Source organism: Kineococcus sp. G2 (genome assembly GCF_037154035.1).
Taxonomy (GTDB): domain Bacteria; phylum Actinomycetota; class Actinomycetes; order Actinomycetales; family Kineococcaceae; genus Kineococcus.
In genome coordinates this window covers 1-23,058 of the sequence record NZ_JBBBEM010000087.1, presented here as the reverse complement: position 1 = coordinate 23,058, position 23,058 = coordinate 1, and the positions used below count along the sequence as shown (strand labels likewise).

At 76.0% G+C, this 23,058-nt stretch carries 17 protein-coding genes; 11 read left to right on the top strand and 6 right to left on the bottom strand.

Going from position 1 to position 23,058, the window contains the following annotated elements; all coding sequences use genetic code 11:
* Positions 1-102 precede the first annotated feature (102 nt).
* Positions 103-1,185: an LLM class flavin-dependent oxidoreductase gene (locus V9U69_RS13085; protein WP_337062258.1), complete on the bottom strand. Its 1,083-nt coding sequence runs from the start codon at positions 1,183-1,185 to the stop codon at positions 103-105.
* Between the two features lie 147 nt (positions 1,186-1,332).
* Here V9U69_RS13085 and V9U69_RS13080 point away from each other — a divergent pair, with 147 nt between their 5' ends.
* Positions 1,333-3,414 (top strand): SpoIIE family protein phosphatase, encoded by a 2,082-nt coding sequence (locus V9U69_RS13080; RefSeq protein WP_337062257.1) that lies wholly within the window; start codon positions 1,333-1,335, stop codon positions 3,412-3,414.
* Here the strand turns inward: V9U69_RS13080 and V9U69_RS13075 are convergent.
* A complete protein-coding gene (locus tag V9U69_RS13075; RefSeq protein ID WP_337062256.1) occupies positions 3,336-3,788 on the bottom strand; it encodes a hypothetical protein in 453 nt (150 codons plus the stop codon). The genes V9U69_RS13080 and V9U69_RS13075 overlap by 79 nt on opposite strands.
* Before the next feature lie 50 nt (positions 3,789-3,838).
* Positions 3,839-4,603 carry a hypothetical protein gene (locus tag V9U69_RS13070; RefSeq protein WP_337062255.1) on the bottom strand — a complete coding sequence of 255 codons (765 nt, stop codon included), beginning with the start codon at positions 4,601-4,603 and terminating at the stop codon, positions 3,839-3,841.
* Positions 4,604-4,770: 167 nt separating this feature from the next.
* Here V9U69_RS13070 and V9U69_RS13065 point away from each other — a divergent pair, with 167 nt between their 5' ends.
* From V9U69_RS13065 to V9U69_RS13035, 7 genes are all read left to right on the top strand, one after another.
* Positions 4,771-5,859, top strand: coding sequence for a spore photoproduct lyase family protein (locus tag V9U69_RS13065; RefSeq protein WP_337062254.1), 1,089 nt, complete (start codon positions 4,771-4,773; stop codon positions 5,857-5,859).
* 71 nt (positions 5,860-5,930) lie between these two features.
* A complete protein-coding gene (locus V9U69_RS13060) occupies positions 5,931-7,340 on the top strand; it encodes a sensor domain-containing diguanylate cyclase (RefSeq protein WP_337062253.1) in 1,410 nt (469 codons plus the stop codon).
* 28 nt (positions 7,341-7,368) lie between these two features.
* Positions 7,369-8,289 carry a hypothetical protein gene (locus V9U69_RS13055; protein WP_337062252.1) on the top strand — a complete coding sequence of 307 codons (921 nt, stop codon included), beginning with the start codon at positions 7,369-7,371 and terminating at the stop codon, positions 8,287-8,289.
* A 106-nt stretch (positions 8,290-8,395) separates the two neighbouring features.
* The gene (locus V9U69_RS13050; RefSeq protein WP_337062251.1) at positions 8,396-10,744 is read left to right on the top strand and encodes an EAL domain-containing protein; all 2,349 of its coding nucleotides are present in this window, start codon (positions 8,396-8,398) and stop codon (positions 10,742-10,744) included.
* A gap of 11 nt (positions 10,745-10,755) precedes the next feature.
* Complete coding sequence (locus tag V9U69_RS13045) at positions 10,756-11,556, top strand: thymidylate synthase (RefSeq protein WP_337062250.1); 801 nt, start codon at positions 10,756-10,758, stop codon at positions 11,554-11,556.
* Between the two features lie 51 nt (positions 11,557-11,607).
* Positions 11,608-11,862: a hypothetical protein gene (locus V9U69_RS13040; RefSeq protein WP_337062249.1), complete on the top strand. Its 255-nt coding sequence runs from the start codon at positions 11,608-11,610 to the stop codon at positions 11,860-11,862.
* Positions 11,863-11,914: 52 nt separating this feature from the next.
* Complete coding sequence (locus tag V9U69_RS13035; protein ID WP_337062248.1) at positions 11,915-12,601, top strand: DsbA family oxidoreductase; 687 nt, start codon at positions 11,915-11,917, stop codon at positions 12,599-12,601.
* Between the two features lie 19 nt (positions 12,602-12,620).
* Here V9U69_RS13035 and V9U69_RS13030 read toward each other — a convergent pair whose 3' ends face one another.
* Positions 12,621-13,199: a TerD family protein gene (locus tag V9U69_RS13030; protein ID WP_337062247.1), complete on the bottom strand. Its 579-nt coding sequence runs from the start codon at positions 13,197-13,199 to the stop codon at positions 12,621-12,623.
* Between the two features lie 161 nt (positions 13,200-13,360).
* Between V9U69_RS13030 and V9U69_RS13025 the strand changes: the two genes are divergently transcribed.
* From V9U69_RS13025 to V9U69_RS13015, 3 genes are all read left to right on the top strand, one after another.
* Positions 13,361-14,611, top strand: a complete 1,251-nt coding sequence (locus V9U69_RS13025) for an MFS transporter (RefSeq protein WP_337062246.1) — start codon at positions 13,361-13,363, stop codon at positions 14,609-14,611.
* A gap of 159 nt (positions 14,612-14,770) precedes the next feature.
* Positions 14,771-16,108, top strand: coding sequence for a multidrug effflux MFS transporter (locus V9U69_RS13020; protein ID WP_337062245.1), 1,338 nt, complete (start codon positions 14,771-14,773; stop codon positions 16,106-16,108).
* A 9-nt stretch (positions 16,109-16,117) separates the two neighbouring features.
* Positions 16,118-18,097, top strand: coding sequence for a M13 family metallopeptidase (locus V9U69_RS13015; protein WP_337062244.1), 1,980 nt, complete (start codon positions 16,118-16,120; stop codon positions 18,095-18,097).
* A 21-nt stretch (positions 18,098-18,118) separates the two neighbouring features.
* Here the strand turns inward: V9U69_RS13015 and V9U69_RS13010 are convergent, their stop codons facing one another.
* Together V9U69_RS13010 and V9U69_RS13005 are read right to left on the bottom strand one after the other, a co-directional pair.
* Positions 18,119-19,699, bottom strand: coding sequence for a diguanylate cyclase (locus tag V9U69_RS13010; RefSeq protein WP_337062243.1), 1,581 nt, complete (start codon positions 19,697-19,699; stop codon positions 18,119-18,121).
* Between the two features lie 119 nt (positions 19,700-19,818).
* Positions 19,819-22,461 (bottom strand): MGH1-like glycoside hydrolase domain-containing protein, encoded by a 2,643-nt coding sequence (locus tag V9U69_RS13005; RefSeq protein WP_442907763.1) that lies wholly within the window; start codon positions 22,459-22,461, stop codon positions 19,819-19,821.
* Positions 22,462-23,058 lie beyond the last annotated feature (597 nt).

Here is a 23,058-nt window from a genome sequence, read left to right as displayed (position 1 = left end):
GAACCGCCCACCGCCTGAACCGCCCACCACCCCCCGGTGATCAAGGAAGTTGCAACTTCCTTGATCACCGGGGGGTGGTGGGCGGTTCAGGCGGTGGGCGGTTCAGGCGGTGGGCGACGGGGCGGCCGACAGGGGCGAGGCGGGCACCGTGGTGCCCGCCTCGGCGCGCACCACCGGGGCGACCTCGGTGCCCAGCAGCTCGATCGCCCGCATCACCTCGCGGTGCGGCACCGTCCCCGCGCTCAGGTGCAGCATGAACCGGTCGATGCCCAGCTGCTCGCGCTGCAGCAGGACCTTCTCCGCGACCTCCTGCGCCGAGCCGACGAGCAGCGCTCCCCGCCGGCTGCGGGCCGCCTCGTACCCGGTGCGGCTGAAGGGCCGCCAGCCGCGTTCACGGCCGATGACGTCCATCGCGTACCGGTAGGGCTCGTAGTGGACGTCGACGGCGCGCTGGGAGGTGTCGGCGACGAAGCCGTGGGAGTGGGTGGCGACCGGCAGCGTCGCCGGGTCGTGGCCGGCGCGGCGGGCGGCCTCGCGGTAGAGGTCCACCAGGGGCCGGAACTGGGCGGGCTCGCCACCGATGATGGCGACCGCCAGGGGCAGGCCCAGGGTGCCGGCGCGCACGACGGAGGCGGGGTTGCCGCCCACGCCGATCCACACCGGCAGCGGCTGCTGCACGGGCAGCGGGTACACGCCGAGGCCGTCGACCGCGGCGCGGTGCCGGCCGCCGGGCCAGACGACGTGCGCGGGGTCGCGCCGGATCGTCAGCAGCAGGTCGAGCTTCTCGGTGAACAGCTCGTCGTAGTCGTCGAGGTCGTACCCGAACAGCGGGAAGGACTCGATGAAGGAGCCGCGTCCGGCGAGGACCTCCGCCCGCCCGTCCGAGAGCCCGTCGAGGGTGGCGAACTGCTGGAAGACGCGCACCGGGTCGTCGGAGGACAGGACGGTGACGGCGCTGGTCAGCCGGATGCGGGAGGTGCGCGAGGCCGCGGCGGCGAGCGCGACGGCGGGGGCGGAGGCGGCGTAGTCGGGCCGGTGGTGCTCGCCGAGGCCGTAGACGTCGAGGCCGACCTGATCGGCCAGTTCGATCTCCTCCACGACCTCGCGCAGCCGCTGCGCGTGGCTGATCGTGGTCCCGGTGCTGTCGGGCGTGGTCTCCGCGAAGGCGCTGATGCCGATCTCCACCCTGGTCCCCTCCCCGGCGCCCGCGGGCGCCTCGTCGCGGGTGCCGGACGGCACCTCGTTGCGTGTTCAACCATCCTTCGGCGCTGCGTCTTCCCACCCTCGCGGCGGTGTGCCCGGCGTCGGGGCGCTCCACTAGGTTCAGCCTCCGTGAAGAGGTTGCCGTTCGCCCAGGCGACGGGCCTGCGCGAGGCCTACGAGGCGGTCGACTGGGCCGCCACCCCCGTCGGCGACCCCGCGGGCTGGCCGCGCCCGCTGCGCCAGGCCCTCGAGCTGGCCCTGGGCACCCGCTTCCCCGCCCTCGTCTGCTGGGGCCCGGACCTGGTCATGCTCTACAACCAGCCCTACGCCGACATGGTCGAGGACAAGCACCCCGCCGCGCTGGGCCGCCCGGTGCGCGAGGTCTTCCCCGAGGCGTGGGACGAGCTGCGCCCCCTCTTCGACAAGGCGCTCGCCGGGGAGGCCACCTGGTCGGTGGACCTCTACCTGCCGCTGCACCGCCGGGGCTTCCTGGAGGAGTCGTACTTCACGTTCTCCTACTCGCCGCTGCTCGGCGAGTCCGGCGCCGTCGAGGGCGTGATGGACATCGCGGTGGAGACCACCGGCCAGGTGCAGGACCACCGCCGCCTCGAGCTGCTGACCCTGCTGGGCGACCTCGCCACGGACCTGGACTCCCCGGCCGAGGTCGCCGACCGGGCCCTCGACGTGCTGCGCACCGCCCCGCTGGACCTGCCCGAGGTGGACCTGCACCTGCCGGGCGCCGCGGGTGGTCGCCGCCGGCACGTGCTGCCGCCCCCGCCCGAGCCGCTGCGCCCCCGCCAGGTGCTCGTGCGCGAGGACGGCGGTGCCGGCCCGCTGGCGTGGGTGCCGATCCCCGCCGCCCTCGGCGGCGGACCGCCCGGGGTGCTCGCCGCCCGCCTGAGCCCGCGCATCGCCCCCGACGGCACCTACCGCGACTTCCTGCGCCTGGTCGCCGCCACCGTCGGCGACGGCCTGTCCGCGGCCGCCTCCTACGAGGCGGAGCGCCGCCGCGCGGACCTGCAGGCGTGGCAGGCGCAGCGCCTCGGCGGCCTCGTCGCCGTCGCGCAGGCGCTGCCCGACGTGGACGCCGAGATCGACGTGCTGCGCGTGCTGGGCCGGGGCGCCTCCGCCCTGCTCGGCGCGGACGGCGTCGTGCTGGGCCTGCTGGAGCCCGACGAGGGCGGCACCGGCCGCCTCGACGTCCTCGGCGACACCGCGGACCCGGCCGCCGCGGCCCTGCCGGCGGCGCTGCGCGGCGTGCCCGTCGTCGACGCCGCCGGAACGGCCGCCTGGCCGCTGCGGTTGACCGACCGCACCGTCGGCGTGCTCGGCCTGTCCTGGCGCCGCCCGCGCGAGCTGCGCCCGGAGGACCGCGACCTGCTGACCGCCCTGGCGGCCTCCGCCGCGCAGGCGGTGGACCGGGTGCGGGCCCGGCGCGCCGAGCGCGAGGCCGCCGACGCGGTGCGCTCGCTGGCCGAGACGCTGCAGCGCAGCCTGCTGACGTCCGCGCCGCAGCCGGAGCACCTGGAGATCGCCGTGCGGTACCTGCCGGCGGCCGAGCACGCCCAGGTCGGCGGCGACTGGCACGACGCGTTCCTCACCGCCTCCGGCACCGCCTGCCTCGTCATCGGTGACGTCACGGGCCACGACCAGGACGCCGCCGCGGCGATGGGCCAGGTCCGCAACCTGCTGCGCGGCATCGGCTACTCCCTGGAGGTCTCGCCCGCCTCGGCGCTGTCCGCGCTGGACCGCGCGATGCGCGACCTGGGCGTGGGGGCGCTGGCCACCGGCGTGCTGGCCACCGTGGAGCCGGTGGAGGGCGCCCGCGCGTGGCGGTTGCGCTGGTCCAACGCCGGGCACCCGCCGCCGGTGGTCCTCACCCCCGACGGGCGGGTGGAGGTGCTGCGCACCGACCCGGACCTGCTGCTGGGCATGGACGCCGGTTTCCAGCGCGCCGACCACGTCCACGGCCTGGTGCCCGGCGCCACCGTGCTGCTGTACACCGACGGCCTCGTGGAGCGCCGCGGCGCCTCCATCGACGACGGCGTGGACTGGCTGGCGGGCACCGCCGCCCGCTTCGCGGACCTGGGCCCGGACGGCATCTGCGACGCGGTGCTGGCGGAGGTCGCCGGTCACGCCGAGGACGACGTCGCCGTCCTGGCGGTGCGGGTGCGCCCGGAACCGGGGGGCGCCCCCCGCGCCGGCGCGTAGCCGCCGTCGGCCAGGCCCGCCCACCGCTCGAACACGTCCAGCCGCGGGTCGTTGCGGGTGACCAGCGCGTTCAGCCCGTACAGCGCCAGGAACGGCACGGTCCCCAGCAGCGCGTACTGGTCGGCGTGCCGGGACTCGTGCCGGCGCCGCACCGGCCCGCCCAGCCCGCCGTGCAGCCACGCGTTGCCGACGGTGGTGCCGCCGCGGCCGTAGGTGCGCGGCGGCATGGGCGCGCACTCCACCAGCAGGTCCGCGCCGAGGACGGGGCGCACCCCGTGCGCGCGCGCCCACCCCACGGCGACGAGCGTGGCGGGCAGGTTGCGCCAGGCCCGGTACAGGTGCCAGGCGCGGCGGGCGGTGCTGGTGGTCGGCACGCCGGCCTCCCTCGTGGTGGTCGTCGGCGGGTGGTCCACGGGCGGTGCGCCTACCGGTCGTGCCGGGAGCGCCCGGCGCGCGAGCCGGCGTAGGCGGGCTCGCGCAGCCGCAGCCACCCGGCCGGCATCTCCAGGCCGGGCACGGGGTAGCGGCCGGGGTCGAAGGTGATCGTCCGGTCGGGCGCGGTGGCCGGGTCCTCGTGCAGGTGCAGCCGCGCGAACGGCCGCCACGGTCCGCGCGGGGCGGCGACGGCCAGCGTGAACGCCCCGTCGCGCCAGCGCGCGCCCGCGAGCAGGGGCCCGGTGGGGGCGTGGAACGCCGCGACGCTGCCGTACGTGCCGGAGCGGTGGTCGAGCGCGGGACGCAGCAGCCGGCGGCCCGCGCCGGTGTCGAACGTGGTGGACAGCAGCAGGTCGCGCGGTTCCCCGTCGGGGCCGGTGACGCGCACGGCCAGGCCGAGCACGTCGGGCAGCGGCCGCGGCAGCCCCGCGGCGCGGGAGAGGCGCACCACGGCCCGGTCGGTGCCGGGCTCGTCGATCCACGGCACCCCGACGGGGTCGCCCAGCCCGTGCCGGGTCACCTCGCCGGCGACGACGGCCCCGCGCGCGTGCACGGCCTTGCCGCGGCGCAGCGACGCGGCCAGGCGGAAGGCGGTGCGCAGGGCGGGGCTGTCGGGCACGGCGCCGGGCACGTCGGGGACGGGGACGCCCGCCTCCGGCACGAGGTGGCCGGCGTCCGGCCCGGGCGTCCCGGCGGGCGGGCCAGGCGGCGTGCCGTCCGGCGCGGGGGCGGCCCGGCGCAGCGTCTCCTCCACGCCGCCATCCTGGGCCCCGCACCCGACCACCGCACCCCGCCCACCCCCACCCCCCGGTGATCGAGGAAGTTGTCACTTCCTCGATCACCGGGGGGTGGGAGAACGGTTGTGGTGAGGCCCACGCGCCCCGCGGGAGGGTCCGCAGCGTCACCAGCGTTGAACAGGACGTGCAGAGCGAGCAGCTCACCCGTCCCCGCCTGTGGACCCCCACCACCGCCTACGTCACCGCCTCCGCGCAGGCCGAACCGCACGGCCGCGCGATCCTGGACCGCCTCGCCGCCGCCGGCGTCGAGGACGTGCGCCTGCTGAGCGGCGACCGCCTGCCGAGCCTGCGCGGCGCCGACGAGCGCGCCACCTACGCCACCGCCAAGCGCACCCTCGCCGTCGTCACCAGCGCCGCCTCCAAGCGCCGGCCGGCCCCGATCCCGCCGAGCGCCGACTTCGCGTTCCCCATCGCCGAGGGCTGCCCCGGGCACTGCCAGTACTGCTACCTGGCCGGGTCGCTGTCCGGTCCGCCGATCACCCGCGTCTACGCGGACCTGCCGCGGATCCTCGCGGGCCTCGACGACGTCGTCGGCACCGGCGCGGTCACCTCCGGCACGGTCGCGCGCGGCCACGAGGGCACCACCTTCGAGGCGTCCTGCTACACGGACCCGCTCGCCGTCGAGCACGTCACCGGCTCCCTGTCCGCGACGATCGCGCACTTCGGCACCCACGACTTCCCCGGCCCCGTCCAGCTGCGCCTGACGACGAAGTACGACGACGTCGACGGCCTGCTGGACCTGCCGCACGGCGGGCGCACCCGCGTGCGGGCGTCCGTGAACGCACCCGGTGTCGAGCGCTTCGAGGGCGGCACCGCGCGGGTGCCGGCGCGCCTGCGCGCCCTGGGCCGCCTCGCCCGCGCCGGGTACCCCGTGGGCCTGACGATCGCCCCGATCGTGCCGGTGGACGGCTGGCGCGAGGCGTACGGGCGGCTGCTGGCCGACGCGGCCGCCGAGCTGGCGGACGTGCCCGGTCTGGACCTCACCGTCGAGTGCATCACCCACCGCTTCACCCCGCGCAGCAAGGAGGTGCAGCTGGGCTGGTACCCGCGCACGAAGCTGGACCTGGAGGAGTCCACCCGCGTGCGCAAGCACGGCCGCTTCGGCTCCGTGAAGTTCGTCTACGACGCCGCCACGACGCGCGAGCTGCGGTCGTGGTTCGAGCAGGCGCTGGCCCGCGAGCTGCCCGCGGCCCGGTACCTGTACTGGACGTGACCGCCGTGCCGTCCCCGCTCGGGGTGCCGCCGGCCGTTGAGCCGGGGCCCGCCCGTGCCGAGGCTGCAGGGGTGAGGATCCCCGGTGGGCACGAGGCGGCGCAGGACGCGCTGCTGGTGCAGCTCGTGCGGTCGCTGGCGGAGCCCGTGCCGGTCGCGGAGGTCCTGTCCCTCGCCGTGGCGCACCTGGCGCCGTCGGGCGCGGTGGTGGGTGCCGTGGCGCGCACGCCCGGTGAGCGCGGCGCCGACGACGTCGACGCGGCCGGTGCTGCCGCCGGTGCGGGGCTGCTGCGCGTGCCGCTGCGCGTGGTCGGGCACGACCTGGGGGAGCTGACCCTCGTGCGCGGCGACGGCTCGCCGCCGCGGCCCGACGTCGTGGCGGCACTCGTCCACCACGTCGCGCTCGCCGCGCGCACCGTCGCGGTGCGGCGGGAGCGCGCCTTCGACGCGGTGGCCGCCGCGGCGGTGCGCCGGCTGTTCGAGGAGGGGGCGCGCGCCACCACCGTGGGGCAGGCGGCGCGGCTGCTGGCCCGGGTGACGGCGGACGCCTTCGGCACCGAGCGCGCTGCCGTGCACGTCACGGACGCGGAGGGCGTCATCCGCACCGTCTACGGCGTGGGTGTGCCGGACGCGGTCGCCGGGGAGCTGGCCCGCGGCCTGGTGGGCCGCCGGGCGGACGACTCCCCGGTGTGGCGCCGCGCCGAGGCGGAGCGCGGGCCGGTCCTGGCGGACGACGCCCGCGAGCTGCGCCGCACCGGCGGGTTCGCCGAGGTGATGGGCCTGCGCTCGTACGCGGCGATGCCGCTGCTGTCGGCGAGCGGTCCGGTGGGGATGGCGGTGTGCGGCGACGTGGCCCCCGGGCGCCGCTGGACGGCGCGGGAGCGGGAGCTGGCGCGCCGGCTCGCGCTGGAGGGCGCGCTGGTGGTGGACAGCGCCCGGATGCGGCAGGCGGAGCGGGCGCGCCTGGCGGAGGTCACGGAGCTGGCGCACACCGACCACCTGACGGGCCTGCCGAACCGCCGCGCCCTGCTGGAGGCGCTGGAGGGCGCGTGCGCCGGTGCGGAGCCGGCGGCGCTGCTGCTGGTGGACCTCGACGGCTTCAAGCAGGTCAACGACACCCTGGGCCACCACGCGGGCGACGTGCTGCTGCAGCAGGTCGCGGCCCGGTTGCGGGCCGTGGTCGCGGCGCCGGGCCTGGTGGCCCGCCTGGGCGGGGACGAGTTCGCCGTGCTGCTGCGCGGCGAGCCCGGCCGGCCGGTGGACGCGGCCGCCGCGCTGGCCGTGGCGCACCGGGTGGAGCGGGTCGTCGCCGAACCGGTGCTGGTGGACGGCTTCGACGCGTGCGTCAGCGCCAGCGTCGGTGTCGCGCCGGTGCCGCCGGGGGCGGGTGCGGCGGCGGTGCCGGGGGTGCTGCGCGCGGCGGACGAGGCGATGTACCGCGTGAAGCGGGCGGGCGGCGGAGCGCTCCCGACCGCCGGCTGACGCCCGCGGGTGCGGGAGGATGCGGCACGTGACCCGCACCCTGGACGTCCCTCCCTTCGGCCTGCTCCTGGACGTCGACGGTCCCGTGGCCAGCCCCGTCACCCGCACCGTCAGCGCCCCGGGGCTGCTGGACAGCCTGCTGGAGCTGCTGGCCGCGGGCGTGCCGGTGGTGTTCAACACGGGCCGCTCGGACCTCTTCCTGCGCGAGCAGGTCGTCGGCCCCCTCCTGGCGGCGGGGCTGCCGGAGGGGGCGCGGCTGCACGCGGTGTGCGAGAAGGGCGCCGTGCACTTCTCGATCACCGCGGACGGCGCGGGGCCGCTGCACGTGGACGCGGACCTGGCGGTGCCGCCGGCGGCGGTGGCGGCCCTGGAGGAGCTGGCCCGCCGCGACTTCGCGGAGACGATGTTCGTCGACCCCGGCAAGCACGCGATGGTTTCCGTCGAGCAGCGCCTGGACGTGCCGAGCGCGGCGTACCTGGCGGCGCAGGAGCGCTACGACGCCGCGGCGGTGGAGGTGCTCGCCGGCTTCGGGATGGGCGTGGAGCACCGCGGCGGCCGCCGCCCGGACGCGTCCGGTGCGGTGGGCTGGCGCGTGGACCCCACGATCATCTCCACGGACGTGGAGTCGGTGCTGCTGGGCAAGGACCGCGGTGCGGACACGGCCCTGCGGCTGCTGGCGGCGGACGGGCCGCTGCCGCGCGCCTGGCGCACGGCGGGCGACTCGCGCACCGACTACGCGATGGCGGACCGGCTGCACGCCCTGGGCCACGACGTCGCGCACGTCGACGTGCGACCGGCGGACGGTGTCCTGGACCGCCCGTACCCGGTGCTGCTGCCGGCGCGCGCGGTGAACGACGGGGCCGGTGCCGCGTGGCTGGCGCGGCTGGCGGCGGTGGTGCGCGGTGAGGTGCCCGACGATGCGGGCTTCGACGACCACCTCGCGGCCTGAGCCGCCACCCCCATACTGGGCGTGTGCGATTGGCAGCGCTGCGCAACCAGGGGTGCCCCCTGCCGCTGCACGCACCCCACCGGGGCCCCCGCCCGGTGCCGCGGTCGTGAGGCGTGAGGTCCTGCGGGCGGCGGTCGCCGACCCCGCGCGCCTGGCCGCCGTGGACGCCTGCGGGCTCCTCGGCGTGCACGACGCCGACCTGCAGGGCGTGGTCGACCACGTCGCCGGGGTGCTGCGGGTGCCGGTGGCGGCCCTGGAGCTGGTCCGGCCGGGCCGGCAGTGGTTCCCCGCCGAGCGGGGGCTGCGCACCTCGGGGGCCGAGGTGCCCGACGAGCTGTCCCCGGGGGCCCACGTGGTCGCCACGGGGGCGCCCCTGAGCGTGGCCGACGCCCGCGGTCACCCGGTCTTCCGGCACCACCCCTTCGCTGCGCACGGCGCGGTGCGCTCGTACCTGGGCGTGCCCCTGGTCGACGAGGACGGCTCCGCGCTGGGGGCGCTGTCGGTGGCCGACCGCCACCCGCGGCGCTTCACGGCGGCGGACCGGGAGGTGCTGCGCAGCCAGGCGCACCTGGTGCGCGCGCTGCTGGCGCTGCGCCGCCGCGCGGACGCCCACGAGCGCGACGCCCTCCTGCTGGAGGCCCAGCGCGACGTGCTGGAGGCGGTGGTGGCCGGGCACCGGCTGCCGGCGGTGCTGGAGCGGCTGGCCCGGCACGTGGAGGTGCTGGTGGGGCCGGACGTGCTGTGCAGCGTGCTGCTGGCCGCCGACGACGGCACCACGATGCGCGACGGTGCCGGCCCGAGCCTGCCGGCCGCCTACCGGGCCGCCGTGGACGGGATGCCCGTCGCCGAGGGCGTCGGCTCCTGCGGCACCGCGCTGCACCGGCGCGAGCCGGTCGTCACCGACGACATCGCCACCGCCGCCGAGTGGAGCGGGTACCGCGCGCTGGCCGCCGAGCACGGCCTGGCGGCGTGCACGTCCCTGCCGGTGCTGGGGGAGGACGGCACCGCCCTGGGCACGTTCGCGCTCTACAGCCGCCGCCCGGGAGCGGTGCCGGTGGACGGCGTGGTCCCGGCCCTGCGCGACCTGACGCGGGTGGTGATCGAGTGCGACCGCTCGGCCCGGGAGCTGACCCGGCTGGCCACCCGCGACACGGTGACCGGTCTGCTGAACCGCACCGCGTTCCTCGAGCGCGCGCGGCGCGTGCTGGCCGAGCCGCCCGCACCCGGTGCGGTCCACGCGGTGCTGCTGTCCGACGTGGACCGCTTCAAGACGGTCAACGACTCCCTGGGGCACTCCGCCGGCGACGGCTACCTGCTCGCGGCGGCCGACGCGCTGCGCGCGGTGCTGGGCCCGCGGGACCTGGCGTGCCGCTTCGCGGGGGACGCGTTCACCGTCGTCCTGCCGCACGTCGTCCCGGGTGCCGCCCTGGAGGCGGCGGAGCGCGTGGCCGCGTGCTTCGCCCTGCCGGTGCACGTGCCCGGGCACGTCGTGCGCCTGAGCGCCAGCACCGGCCTGACCACCACGGAGCTCAGCGGGACGGGCGACCTCGACTTCCTGCTGGGGGACGCGGACGAGGCGATGCACGTGGCCAAGCGGGCGGGCCGGGCCCGGGTGCGGGTGTACGACGCGGAGCTGCGGCAGCGCTCGGCGGTGCGGCGGGGGCTGTCGCTGGCCCTGCGGGACGCGGTGGGCACCGACCAGTTCGAGGTGCACTACCAGCCGGAGGTGGAGACCGCCTCCGGCCGGCTGGCCGGGTTCGAGGCGCTGCTGCGCTGGACGCGGCCGGGGGTGGGCCCGGTGCCGCCGTCGGAGTTCGTGCCCGTCGCCGAGGGCGAGGGGCTCATCGGCGAGCTGGGACGGTGGGTGCTGGAGTCCGCCTGCCGCCAGATGGCCCGCTGGCGCGCCGAGCACCCCTCGGCGCGGGACCTGCGGGTGTGGGTCAACGTCTCCCCGCACCAGCTCGGCGACGAGGGGTTCGCCGACACCGTCGTCGCCGCCCTGACCGGGGCGGGCCTGCCGGCCACCGCGCTGGGCCTGGAGATCACCGAGTCGGCCCTCATGGTGGACGAGGCGGCGGCCTGCTCGATCCTGGGCCGGCTGCGCGGCCTGGGCGTGCGGGTGGCGGTGGACGACTTCGGCACCGGCTACTCCAGCCTGTCGACCCTGCGGACCCTGCCGGTGGACGTCGTCAAGATCGACCGCTCGTTCACCAGCCGCCTGGGGGACGGGCCCGGCGACGTGCGCATCGTCGACGCGATCGTGGCGGTGGGGCACGCGCTGGGCCTGTCGGTCGTCGCCGAGGGCGTCGAGCACGCCCACCAGCACGACGTGCTGCAGGTGCTGGACTGCGACCTGGTCCAGGGGTACCTGTTCGGGCGGCCGGCGCCCGCGGAGCGGTTCGGACAGGTCCTCGCGGCCCGCGGGCGGCTGCCCGACCCGGTCCCGCCCGCCTAAGCTGTCCCGTCGTGGCTCGCGTCGACACCCAGTACGAGGACCTGCTGCGGCACGTGGTGGCGAACGGCACCCCGAAGGGAGACCGCACCGGCACCGGCACCCGCTCCTGGTTCGGCGCCCAGCTGCGCTACGACCTCTCCGCCGGCTTCCCGCTGGTCACCACCAAGCGGGTGCACTTCAAGTCGGTGGCGCTGGAGCTGCTGTGGTTCCTGCGCGGGGACTCCAACGTGCGCTGGCTGCAGGAGCGCGGGGTGAGCATCTGGGACGAGTGGGCCGACGCGGACGGTGACCTCGGCCCGGTCTACGGGGTGCAGTGGCGCTCGTGGCCCACGCCGGACGGCCGGCACGTGGACCAGGTCGCGCAGGTGCTGCACACCCTGCGCACGGACCCGGACTCGCGCCGCATGGTCGTCTCGGCGTGGAACGTGGCCGAGCTGGAGAAGATGGCGCTGGCCCCGTGCCACGCGCTGTTCCAGTTCCACGTCGCCGACGGGAAGCTGTCCTGCCAGCTGTACCAGCGCTCCGCCGACCTCTTCCTCGGCGTGCCGTTCAACATCGCCTCGTACGCGCTGCTGACGCACCTGGTGGCCGACGAGGTGGGCCTGGAGGTCGGCGACTTCGTGTGGACGGGCGGCGACGTGCACGTCTACGACAACCACGTCGAGCAGGTCGCCGAGCAGCTGAGCCGGCAGCCGCACCCGTTCCCGCGGTTGCGGGTGGCCCGCCGTCCGCTGTTCGAGCACGAGTTCGAGGACTTCGAGCTCGACGGCTACGTGCACCACCCCGCCATCAAGGCGCCCGTCGCGGTCTGAGGCCCGGGCCGCCGCACGGACCCCTCGCGCCCGGGGCGTCGGCGTGCGACCGTGGTGGTGGGCCCCGGCGGTGCCGGCGGGGCCGACGTCCGCGAGGAGGTCGTGGTGGTGACCGTGCTGGTGTCCCTCGTCGTCATCCTGCTGGTCGCGGCCCTGGTGGGCCGCACCGTGGCGCGCTCCCGGCCGGGTGCCCGCCCGTCCACCGGCCGGCCGAGCGCCGGCCTGGGCATTGAGCTGCCGGACGTGGTCGGCGACCACCGCCGGGAGCGGCTGCCGGGCGCCGCCCGCCCCCGCCCCCGCCGCTGAGCCGTCCGGGGGAGCGGGGACGATCCCGGCGCCCCGCGGGGTTGCACCCGCCGTGAAGGTGGAGATCTGGGCCGACGTGGTGTGCCCGTGGTGCGCGATCGGCGAGCGCCGCTTCGAGCGCGCCCTGGCCGGTTTCGAGCACGCGGACGACGTCGAGGTGGTGTGGCGCTCCTTCGAGCTGGACCCGTCGGCGGTGTCCGGGCCGCCGCGCGCCCCCGGTGAGGAGCCCGAGCCGGACGCGCACCTGCGCCGGCTGGCCGCGAAGTTCGGCACGGACGTGGAGCAGGTGCGGTCGATGGTCGCCGGCGTGGACGCCACCGCCGCCGAGGAGGGCCTGGTGCTGCACCAGGAGCTGTCGGTGCCGGCGAACACGGCGAAGGCGCACCAGGTGCTGCACCTGGCCCGCGAGCGCGGCGTGCAGGTGCAGGTGCAGGCGCTGCGCCGGCTGGTGCTGGCGCACTTCGCCGAGGGCGAGGCGCTGGGCGACGACGAGACGCTGGTGCGGCTGGCCGCCCAGGTGGGCCTGGACGCGGCGGAGGTCCGCGACGTCCTGGCGCGCGACGCCCTCCTGGACGCGGTGCGCGCCGACGAGGCGGAGGCCGCCGCGCTGGGTGCGCGCGGGGTGCCGTTCTTCGTGGTGGACCGCCGCTACGGCGTCTCGGGCGCGCAGCCGGCGGAGCACCTGCTGGAGGTGCTGCGCCGGGCGTGGTCGGAGCGCGTGCCGCAGCCGGCCGGCTGAGGCCGCGCCGGACCGGGCGTCAGTCCACGTCGACGCCGAAGTCCTGCGCGATGCCGCGCAGGCCCGAGGCGTAGCCCTGCCCGACGGCGCGGAACTTCCACTCCTCGCCGCGCCGGTACACCTCCCCGAAGAGCATGGCGGTCTCGGTGGAGGCGTCCTCGGACAGGTCGAAGCGCACGACCTCCTCGCCGGTGGCGCGGTCCACGAGCCGGATGAAGGCGCCGTGGACCTGCCCGAAGCTCTGCCGGCGCGCCTCGGCCTCGTGGATGGACACCGCGAAGACGATGCGCTCGCACGCGCCGGGCACGGACAGCAGGTCGACCTCGATCACCTCGTCGTCGCCCTCGCCCTCGCCGGTGCGGTTGTCCCCGGCGTGCCGCACGGCCCCGTCGGGGCTGGCGAGCTGGTTGTAGAAGACGAAGTGGGCGTCGGAGAGCACCTTGCCGCCGGCCCCGAGCAGCAGCGCGCTGGCGTCGAGGTCGAAGTCGACGCCGGTGGTGGTGCGCACGTCCCAGCCGAGGCCGACGGCGGCCTCGGTGAGGTTCGGCGCCACCTTGGTCAGCGACACGTTGCCGCCCTTGGCGAGCGTCACGCCCATCCCGGTTCCTCCTCGCGTGGTCCCTGGGGCGACGCTACCGGGGCGGGCCGGGCGGCACCCGGTGGGTCCAGCGGGAACAACGTCCCGGGGCAACGGGTTCGTGCCGGGTGCCGGCGAACGGTCCCCGGTGCCCCCGACAGCGCCGCTCCCCGAGGAGAACCGTGCCCCCAGCCCGCCGCCGCCTGCCCGAGCGCACCGCCTTCTGGCTGGTCGCCGCCACCCTCGCCCTGCTGGTGTCGGCGTCCTCCGCGCCCTCGCCGGTCTTCCCCGTCTACCAGCAGGAGTGGGGCCTGAGCGCCACGACCGTCACGGTCGTCTTCGCCGTCTACGCCGGCACCCTGCTGCTGGCGCTGCTCACCGTCGGTTCCCTCTCGGACCACCTGGGCCGGCGGGCCGTCGTGCTGGCCGGCCTCGCCGGCGTGCTCGTGGCGCTGGCCGGGTTCCTGCTCGCCGGCTCGGCCGGCTGGCTGATCGCCGCGCGCGCCCTGCAGGGCGTGGGCACCGGCGCCGCGATCGGCGCCCTGGGCGCCTGGCTGCTCGACCTCGGCGGCTCGCGCACCACCCTGGCGCAGACCCTCAACGGCGCCGCCCCGCCGGTCGGGCTCATGGTCGGCGGACTCGGCGCCGGCCTGCTCGTGCAGTACGCGCCCGCCCCGGCCCGCCTCGTCTACGCGGTGCTCGCCGTCCTGCTCGTCGCCTGCGCCGCCCTCCTGCTGGCCGCCCCCGAGACCTCCCCGCGCACGCCGGGCGCCCGCGCCTCCCTCGCGCCGTCCGTGCGGGTGCCCGCCGCCACCCGCCCGGTCCTGGTGGCGCTGGCCCCGGCCCTGACCGGCAGCTGGGCCCTCGGCGGGCTGTTCCTGGGCCTGGGCCCCTCCGTCGCCGCGGGCGTGCTGGGCCGCACCGACCACCTCGTCGGCGGCCTCGTCGTCGCCAGCCTCACCGGCACCGGCGCCCTCGTGGGGGTCCTGACCCGGAACCTGCCGGCCCGCCGGGTCGCGCTCGCCGGCTCGGCCGCGTTCCTGGTCGGCCCGGCCCTGCTGGTCGTGGCGCTGCAGCAGGCGTCCACCCCGCTGTTCTTCACCGCCTCCGTGGTCTCCGGCGTCGGCTTCGGGGCCGCCTTCCAGGGCGGTCTGCGGGCCGTGGTCGCCACCGCCCCGGCCGCCGAGCGCGCCGGCGTCCTCGCCGCCGTCTACGTCATGTGCTACCTCGCCTTCGGCGTGCCGTCGGTGGTGGGCGGCCTGCTCACCCCGCACGTCGGCCTGCGCGCCGTCGCCGAGGGGTACGCCGCCCTGGTCGTCCTGCTCGGCGCCGCCTCGCTGCTGCTGGCCGGCCGCGCCGGCCGGCGCACCGCCGCGGGCGTGCCGGGCCCGCACCCCGAGGCCGCCGGGTGCGGCTCGCCCGCGGGCCGGTGACGTCCCGCTGACCCGGTTCAGCAGCGACACGGAACCGGGGAGACTCCCGGCGCCGTCCGCCCTAGGCTGGACGGTGACGGTGAGCGACCCGCTCCGTCCTGCTCCGCCCGACGGCGCGCGGCGCACCCCCCGCCCAGGCCTCCGAGGACCGCTCCCGCGATGACCGCGCTGCCCACGTCCACCCCCTCCACCACCGACACCACCCCCGCCCGCGGCTCGTCGACGTTCGGGCTGGTCCTGCTCCTCGGCGTCATGGCCGCCCTGGGCGCGGTGACCATCGACCTCTACCTGCCGTCCCTGCCCGACGTCGCCCGCGACCTCGGCGTGAGCGACGCCAGCACCCAGCTGACCATCACCTGCGTGCTCGTCGGCTCCGCCCTCGGGCAGCTGGTCAGCGGTCCCCTCAGCGACGCGTACGGCCGCCGCAAGCCCGCCCTGGTCGGCTTCGCCGTCTACGTCGTGGCCTGCCTGCTGTGCGCGATCGCGCCCAACCTGACCGCCCTGGTGGCGTTCCGGTTCCTCTCCGGCGCGGGCGCGGCGGCCGGCGCGGTCGTCGGCATGGCGATCATCCGCGACCTCTTCACCGGCCCGCGCGCCGCCCGGCTGATGTCGCGCCTGGTGCTCGTCATCGGTGTCGCCCCCCTGTTCGCCCCCACGATCGGCGGTGCCATCGCCGCGCACACCGGCTGGCGGCCCGTCCTGGCGCTGCTGTCGGTCGCCGGCCTGCTGGTGATGCTCGCCGTGTGGCGCCGCCTGCCGGAGACCCGCCCGGAGCTGGCCGCCCCCCGCACCGGCGACGTGCCCGCCCAGGCCTCCCGCCAGCCCACCACCGCCGAGCCGGCCGCGGACGCCGTCCCGGTGGCCCGCCGCCGCGGCGACCGGGTGCTGCGCGCCTTCGCCGGCTACGGCGCCCTGGTGCGCGACCGCCGCTTCCTGGGCCTGGCCGTCGTGCCGGGCCTGGCGATGTCCGTGGTCATGAGCTACGTGGCGACCTCCCCGTTCGTCTTCCAGGAGGGCTTCGGCCTCAGCTCCGGCCAGTACGCCCTGCTCTTCGCCGTCATGGGCACCGCGCTCGTCGGCGGCAGCCAGCTCAACGCCGCCCTGGTGCAGCGCTTCGGCTCCCCGGCGCTGCTGCGCGTCGGCGTCACCGCCGCGTTCGCCCTCTCCCTGGTGCTGGGCGCCGTCGTCCTCATCGGCGTGGACAGCCTCGTGGTGTTCGCCGCCCCGCTGTGGCTGATGCTGCTGAGCCTGGGCCTGATCATGCCCAACGCGGTCACCATGGCCCTGGAGCCGTACGGCGCCAGCGCCGGCTCGGCCGCCGCCCTGGTCACCGCCCTGCAGTCCGGCGTCGGCGGCCTCGTCGGCGTCCTCACCGGCGCCCTGGGCGGCGACGCCGGCGCCATGTCCCTCGTGGTCGCGGTCGCCACCGCGCTCGCCCTCACCCTCGTCACGGCGGTCGCCGTCGCCGACCGGCGCGCGGCTGTGGCCCGGGCCTAGGCTCCGGCCATGAGCTCGATCACCGACCAGCGCCCGGCGGCCGAGGACGTCGACCCCTCGGTGCGCCCGCAGGACGACCTCTTCCGCCACGTCAACGGCCGCTGGCTGGCGACCGCCGAGATCCCGGAGGACCGCGCGGTCGACGGCGCCTTCGTGCGCCTGCGCGACCAGTCGGAGGCCGAGTGCCGCACCATCGTGGAGGCCGCCGCCGCGGCCGCCGCGGACGGCTCCGCCGAGCCCGGCGGCGTGCAGCAGAAGATCGGCGACCTCTACGCCTCCTTCATGGACACCGACCGCGTCGAGGCCCTCGGCGTGGAGCCCGTCGCCGGCGAGCTGGAGCAGGTCGACGCCGTCACCGACGTCGACGGCCTGGTGCGGCTGCTGGGGCGCTTCGAGCGCCTCGGCGTCGGCGGCCCCTTCGCCTACTGGGTGGACACCGACAACGCCAAGTCCGACGAGTACGTCGTCTACGTCACCCAGTCCGGCCTGGGACTGCCCGACGAGTCGTACTACCGCGAGGAGCAGTACGCCGACCTGCGCGAGGCGTACGTCGCGCACGTCGAGCGGGTGCTGGCCATCGGCGGGCGCCCCGACCCGGCCGGCAGCGCCCGCCGCGTCCTGGAGCTGGAGACGGCGCTGGCCGCCCACCACTGGGACCGGGTGCGCAACCGCGACGCGAACGCCACCTACAACAAGCTCGACCGCGCCGGCCTGGCGGCGCTGCTGCCGGGCGTGGACCTGGGCGCCTGGACGGCCGCGGCCGGCCTGCCCGACAGCGCCTTCGAGCAGGTCGTGGTGCGCCAGCCCAGCTACCTGGAGGGCGTGGCGCAGGTCCTGACGGGCACCCCCGTCTCGACGTGGCGCGAGTGGCTGGGCTGGCGGGTGCTGCACCAGGCCGCCCCCTACCTGCACGCCGAGCTGGTGGCGGAGAACTTCGCCTTCTACGGCACGACGCTGACCGGCGCCCCGCAGCTGCGCGAGCGCTGGAAGCGCGGCGTCGGCCTGGTGGAGGGCGCCCTCGGCGAGGCGCTGGGCGAGCTGTACGTCGCCGAGCACTTCCCTCCGGAGGCGAAGGCCCGGATGGAGGAGCTCGTCGCGAACCTCGTCGAGGCCTACCGCCAGGACATCGAGGCGCTGGACTGGATGACGCGCGAGACGAAGGACCGCGCGCTGGAGAAGCTGGCGAAGTTCACCCCCAAGATCGGCCACCCCGACCAGTGGCGCGACTACTCGGCCCTGACGATCGAGCGCGGCGACCTGCTGGGCAACGTGCGCCGCGCCTTCGCGTTCGAGGTCGACCGCGAGCTGGCCAAGCTCGGCGGACCGGTGGACCGCTCGGAGTGGTTCATGACCCCGCAGACGGTCAACGCCTACTACAACCCGGGCATGAACGAGATCGTCTTCCCCGCGGCGATCCTGCGCCCGCCGTTCTTCTCCCTGGACGCCGACGACGCCGAGAACTACGGCGGCATCGGCGCGGTCATCGGCCACGAGATCGGCCACGGCTTCGACGACCAGGGCTCGAAGTACGACGGCGACGGCAACCTGCGCGACTGGTGGACCGACGCCGACCGGGAGGAGTTCGGGAAGCGGACGCAGGCCCTCATCGCCCAGTACGACGCCCTGGAACCGCCGGAGACGCCCGGCAAGCACGTCAACGGCGCCCTGACCGTCGGCGAGAACATCGGCGACCTCGGCGGGCTGACCATCGCCCACAAGGCGTACGAGATCGCCCTGGACGGCCGCGAGGCCCCGGTCGTGGACGGCCTCACGGGCCAGCAGCGCCTGTTCTTCGGCTGGGCGAGGGTGTGGTGCGGCAAGGTCCGCCCCGCCGAGGTGGAGCGCCGGCTGGCGATCGACCCGCACTCCCCGCCGGAGTTCCGCTGCAACGCGGTCGTCCGCAACCTGGTGGAGTTCCACGAGGCGTTCGGCGTGACGCCCGGCGACGGGCTGTGGATGGACCCCGCGGAGCGCGTCCGCATCTGGTGACGCCCCGCCCGGCGGGCGCGCTCAGGTGGCCAGGGCCACCCGGTCGCGCCCGCCGGCCTTGGCGGCGTACAGCGCCCGGTCGGCCGCGAGCAGCAGGTCGTCGGGCGCTGGCCCGTGCTCGGGGCACGCCGCCACGCCCGCGCTGATGGTGACGCGCACGTCGCCGTCCGGGCCGCCACCGCCGACGCGCAGCCGGGCGCACGCGGTGCGCAGCTCCTCGGCCCGGGCGGCGGCCGCGGCGGCGTCCAGGCCGGGCAGCACGACGACGAACTCCTCCCCGCCGTAGCGCACGACGTCCTCGGCGCGTGCGTGCTCGCGCAGCACCGCGGCCACCGCGACGAGCACGGCGTCACCGACGGCGTGCCCGTGCGTGTCGTTGACGGCCTTGAAGTGGTCCACGTCCAGCAGCACGAGCGCGAGCGGCCGCCCGCCGCCGGCGGCCCCGCCCAGCCGCTCGGCGAGGTCGTCGACGAACCGGCGGCGGTTGCGCAGCCCGGTGAGCGGGTCGCGCGCGGCCTCCTCGGCGAGGTCGGCGCGCAGCCGCTCGATGGTCTCCACGTGCTGGCGCAGCTGCGCGTTGGCGTCCTCCAGCGCGCGCTGCTGCTCGCGCTGCGCGGTGACGTCGCGCAGCACGGCGACGCGGCCGAGCGCGTTCCCGCGGGGGTCGTGGATGCGGCGCACCCGCACGTCCAGGCTGAGCGCACCGACCTGCACGACCCGCTCACCCTCCCCGGTGCCGACGGCCGCGGCCAGCGCCGGGCCGGTGGCGTCGGCCAGGGCGTCCCCGGCCGTGACCGGCGGGTGCCCGAGGCGCTCGAGGAGCGCGGCGGCCGCGGGGTTGGCGTCCACGACCCGGTCCTGCTCGTCCACGACGAGGACCCCGTCCCCGAGCGTGTCCACGACCAGCCCCCGGGCGACGGGCAGCAGGTGCAGCAGGTCCTGCCGCAGCACGGAGAACGCGAAGAGCACCCCGGTCACCGCGAAGACGGCCGGGGTGGGGTCGACGCTGAGCGCTTCCGCCGGCAGCGTCACGGTGACGACGTTGACGAGGGCGGGCGCGGCGATGGCCAGCAGCACGGTGCCGAGCTGACGCCGCAGCAGCCCGGTGGCGTACCGCCGCTGCCGCACGACGACGGCCGCGCTGTCGGCGACGACCGCGTAGCTGTAGAGGGCGTGCGCCCAGAACAGCGGGCCGAGGGTGGTCTCCCGGACGAGGGGGTCACCGGTGTGCTCGACGCTGGCGTAGAAGAGCCGCACGGCGGGATCGGCCAGCAGCGCCACCTGCACGAGCAGCGGCTCGACGCACAGCACCAGCACGCGCCGGGCGGTCAGGCGGCGGCCCGTGACGGTGTGGGCGAACAGCCGGTTGGCGGCGACGGCCCCGGTGATGCCCAGGTACTGCACGTGCACGAGGGCGTCGAGCACGGCGGGCCGCTGCCCGCTGTTCAGCAGCACGACGGCGGCGGCCCACACGCTGACGGACGCCAGCGACGCGGTCAGCGGCACGGCCGCCGGGGTCCGCACCCGCCGCTGCCGGGCGAGCACCGCGGTGACGGCGGTGACGACGGACGCCAGGGCGACGACGAGCGTGAGGGCACCCACGGTTCCCGCGCGCTCCTCCCGCCGTGGCCGCCGGCCCGCTCCAGCGGCCCTGCGAGCTTGCCACCGGCAGCGGCGCGGCGCCGGTGGACCCCCCGTCCGGGTGGCCCGCCGGCACCGGCTCAGCGCTGCGGCGGGCCCGGGGGGAGCCGGGGGTGCAGCAGGTGCGCCACGAGCGCCGTCCAGCCCGTCTGGTGGGTGGCGCCGAGGCCCTCGCCCGTGTCGCCGTCGAAGTACTCGTTGAAGGTGGGGTGCTCGCGCCACAGCGGGTCGTCGGTGGCCTCGATGCGCTCGCCGTCGGCGGGGCGCCGGCCGTCCACGGGGCGGAAGAGGGACACGAGGCTGTCGTCGATGAGGTCGGCGGCCTGCACGAGCGTGATGCGCCGCCCGGAGCCGCGCGGGTGCTCGACGGTGACCTCGTCGCCGAAGAAGCGCCCGTAGGTGCGCAGCTTGTCCGCCAGCAGCACGTTGACGGGGAACCAGACGGGCCCGCGCCAGTTGGAGTTGCCGCCGAACAGGGCGGTGCGGGACTCGCCGGGCTCGTACACGATCGAGGAGTGCTGGCCGCTGACCTCGGTGGTGATGTGCTCCGTGACGGCCGCGGACAGCGAGCGGATGCCGTAGTCGGACAGGAACTGCTCGGGGTCGAACATCCGGTCGAGGATGCGCGTCAGTCGCGGCTTGTCGAGCAGGGAGAGCAGCATCTGCCGCCCGTCGGGCCCGGAGCGCGTCAGCAGCGGCAGGGTCAGCTCGGGCCGGCGCCGCTGCAGCCACCGCAGCCGGGCGGTGAGGTCGGGGCACTCCTCGGAGATCCACGGCGGCACCTCGGTGGCCCCGAGGATGGGCAGCAGCCCCACCATGGACGGCACCCGCATCGGCTCGGCGGTGCCGTCGGGGTGCAGCAGGACGTCGTAGAAGAAGCCGTCGGCCTCGTCCCAGAGCGTCACCTCCTGGGAGCCGAACGACATCATCGCCTGGGCGATGGACAGGAAGTGCTCGAGGAACTTCGTCGCCACGTCCTCCCAGGCGGGGTCGTGCCGGGACAGCTCCAGGGCGATCTTGAACATCTGCTGGCAGTAGAACGCCATCCAGCTGGTCGCGTCGGACTGCTCGAGCCGGTACCCGGGGGGCAGCTGCGCGGAGCGGTCGAAGAGGCCGATGTTGTCCATCCCGAGGAAGCCGCCCTCGAAGAGGTTGGACCCGTCGGCGTCCTTGCGGTTGACCCACCACGAGAAGTTCAGCAGCAGCTTGGTGAACACCCGCACGAGGAAGCCCTGGTCGCGGTACCCGTCGAGGCGGTAGACGTGCCAGGCGGCCCAGGCGTGCACGGGCGGGTTGACGTCGCCGAAGGCCCACTCGTACGCGGGCAGCTGCCCGTTGGGGTGCATGGACCACTCCCGGCACATGAGGACGAGCTGCTCCTTGGCGAACTCGGGGTCCACGTGCGCGAGCGGGATGCAGTGGAAGGCGAGGTCCCAGGCGGCGAACCAGGGGTACTCCCACTCGTCGGGCATGGAGATCACGTCGGCGAGCGCGAGGTGCCGCCAGCCGGTGTTGCGCCCGCCCCTGGCCCGGCGGGACTCGGGCGCGGGGTCGGTCCAGGGGTCGCCGTCCAGCCACTGCCGCACGTCGTAGCGGTACAGCTGCTTGGTCCACAGCAGCCCGGCGTAGGCGCGCCGCGCGATGTGCCGGTCGGAGGCGGGCAGCCCGTCGGGCAGGACGTCGTCGTAGAAGGCGTCGGCCTCGGCGGCCCGGTCGCGCAGGACGGCGTCGAAGCCGCTGCCGAAGGTGTGCCGGCCGGGTTCGCGCGGCGACAACCGGAGGCGGACCTGGACGGTCTGCCCGGGCAGCACCTCGTCGAAGCGGTACCAGAAGGCCGCCTTGGTGCCCTGGAGGGCGGGGTTGACCGCGGAGGTGTCGCCGCGCACGATGCGCCGGTCGATGCCGTCCTTGGTGTACGAGGTGGTGTTGCGCTCGGCGCCGAAGAGCTCCACGGCGTTGGTCTCGTTCTCGCAGAACAGCACCTCGGGCGAGCCCTCGGCGGTGACGTAGTACCGCCCCAGGTGCCCGTGCTGGCACTCCACGGCCTCCAGGCCGCCCACGGTCAGCGTGGGGGGCAGCACCTGCTCCATGGTGCCGCGGCGCTTGTCCCAGCCCCAGGCCCAGGTGTTGCGGAACCACACCTGCGGCACGAGGTCCAGGGGCGCGGGGTCGGGCCCGTGGTTGGTGGCGCTGATCACCGCGCAGACGTCGTCGGGCGAGGCCTTGGCGTAGGTGACCTCGACGTCGAAGAAGCGGTTGCCGTCGAGGACGCCGGTGTCGCCGAGCTCGTGCTCGCGCTCCTCGCGGGTGCGCCGGGCGTTCTCCTCGCGCAGCCGGGCGTACGGGAACTCGGCCTGGGGGTAGCGGTAGAGCCAGCGCATCCAGCTGTGCGACGGCGTGCCGTCCACCGCCCACCAGTACTCCTTGACGTCCTCGCCGTGGTTGCCCTCCCCGTTGGTGAGCCCGAAGAGGCGCTCCTTGAGGATGGGGTCCTTCCGGTTCCAGAGGGCGACGGAGAGGTTGAGGAAGCCGAAGCGGTCGCAGATGCCGCCGAGGCCGTCCTCGCCCCACCGGTAGGCGCGCGAGCGGGCGTGCTCGAAGGGGAAGGCGGACCACGCGTCCCCGGACTCGGAGTAGTCCTCGCGGACCGTGCCCCACTGCCGGCCGGACAGGTAGGGGCCCCACAGGCGCCAGGGACCGTCGGGGCCCGGCGACTCGGCCATCCGGCCGTGCTCGGCGGTCGGGTGCCCCTGCGGCGGCGGTGTCTGGGCGGGCTCGTCCACCGCTCCATCCTGCCAACAGGGGCTCGGCCGTGCCGACTCGGCGATCATGTCGGCGGAAAGCGTTGCACTGCAACGCCTCTGCCGCCTGTGAGTCGCGGATTTGGTGGTTGGGGTGGTGGCGGCGTACTGTTCTTCCTGTCGCCGGGACGAGGCGGCCGCCGGGCCTGGGAGGGTGCGGGGGCTGGTCGCGGTTTGGCGGCGCCGGAAGTGTGAGCGGGAGCAAGTTGAAGTCTGGCTTGGTTCCTGGTTACAGTGGGAAAGTTGCCCCTGTTTCGGTGGCCCTCGCAAGGGGGTCGTTGGTCGGGGTGCGTCCGGTTCTTGAGAACTCAACAGTGTGCCAAGTGTTGATGCCAAATCAATCAACCCCGTGGCATCCATCGTCTTCGGTGGGTGTTGGGGATTCCTTTGGTGTTGTTCCTCCATCTCCTCGCCAGGGGGTGGGGGTTTCGAGATCAGAGGTCAAACTAGGCAAGTCATTAACCGCATCCTTTGTGGGTATGGTTTTTTCGACGGAGAGTTTGATCCTGGCTCAGGACG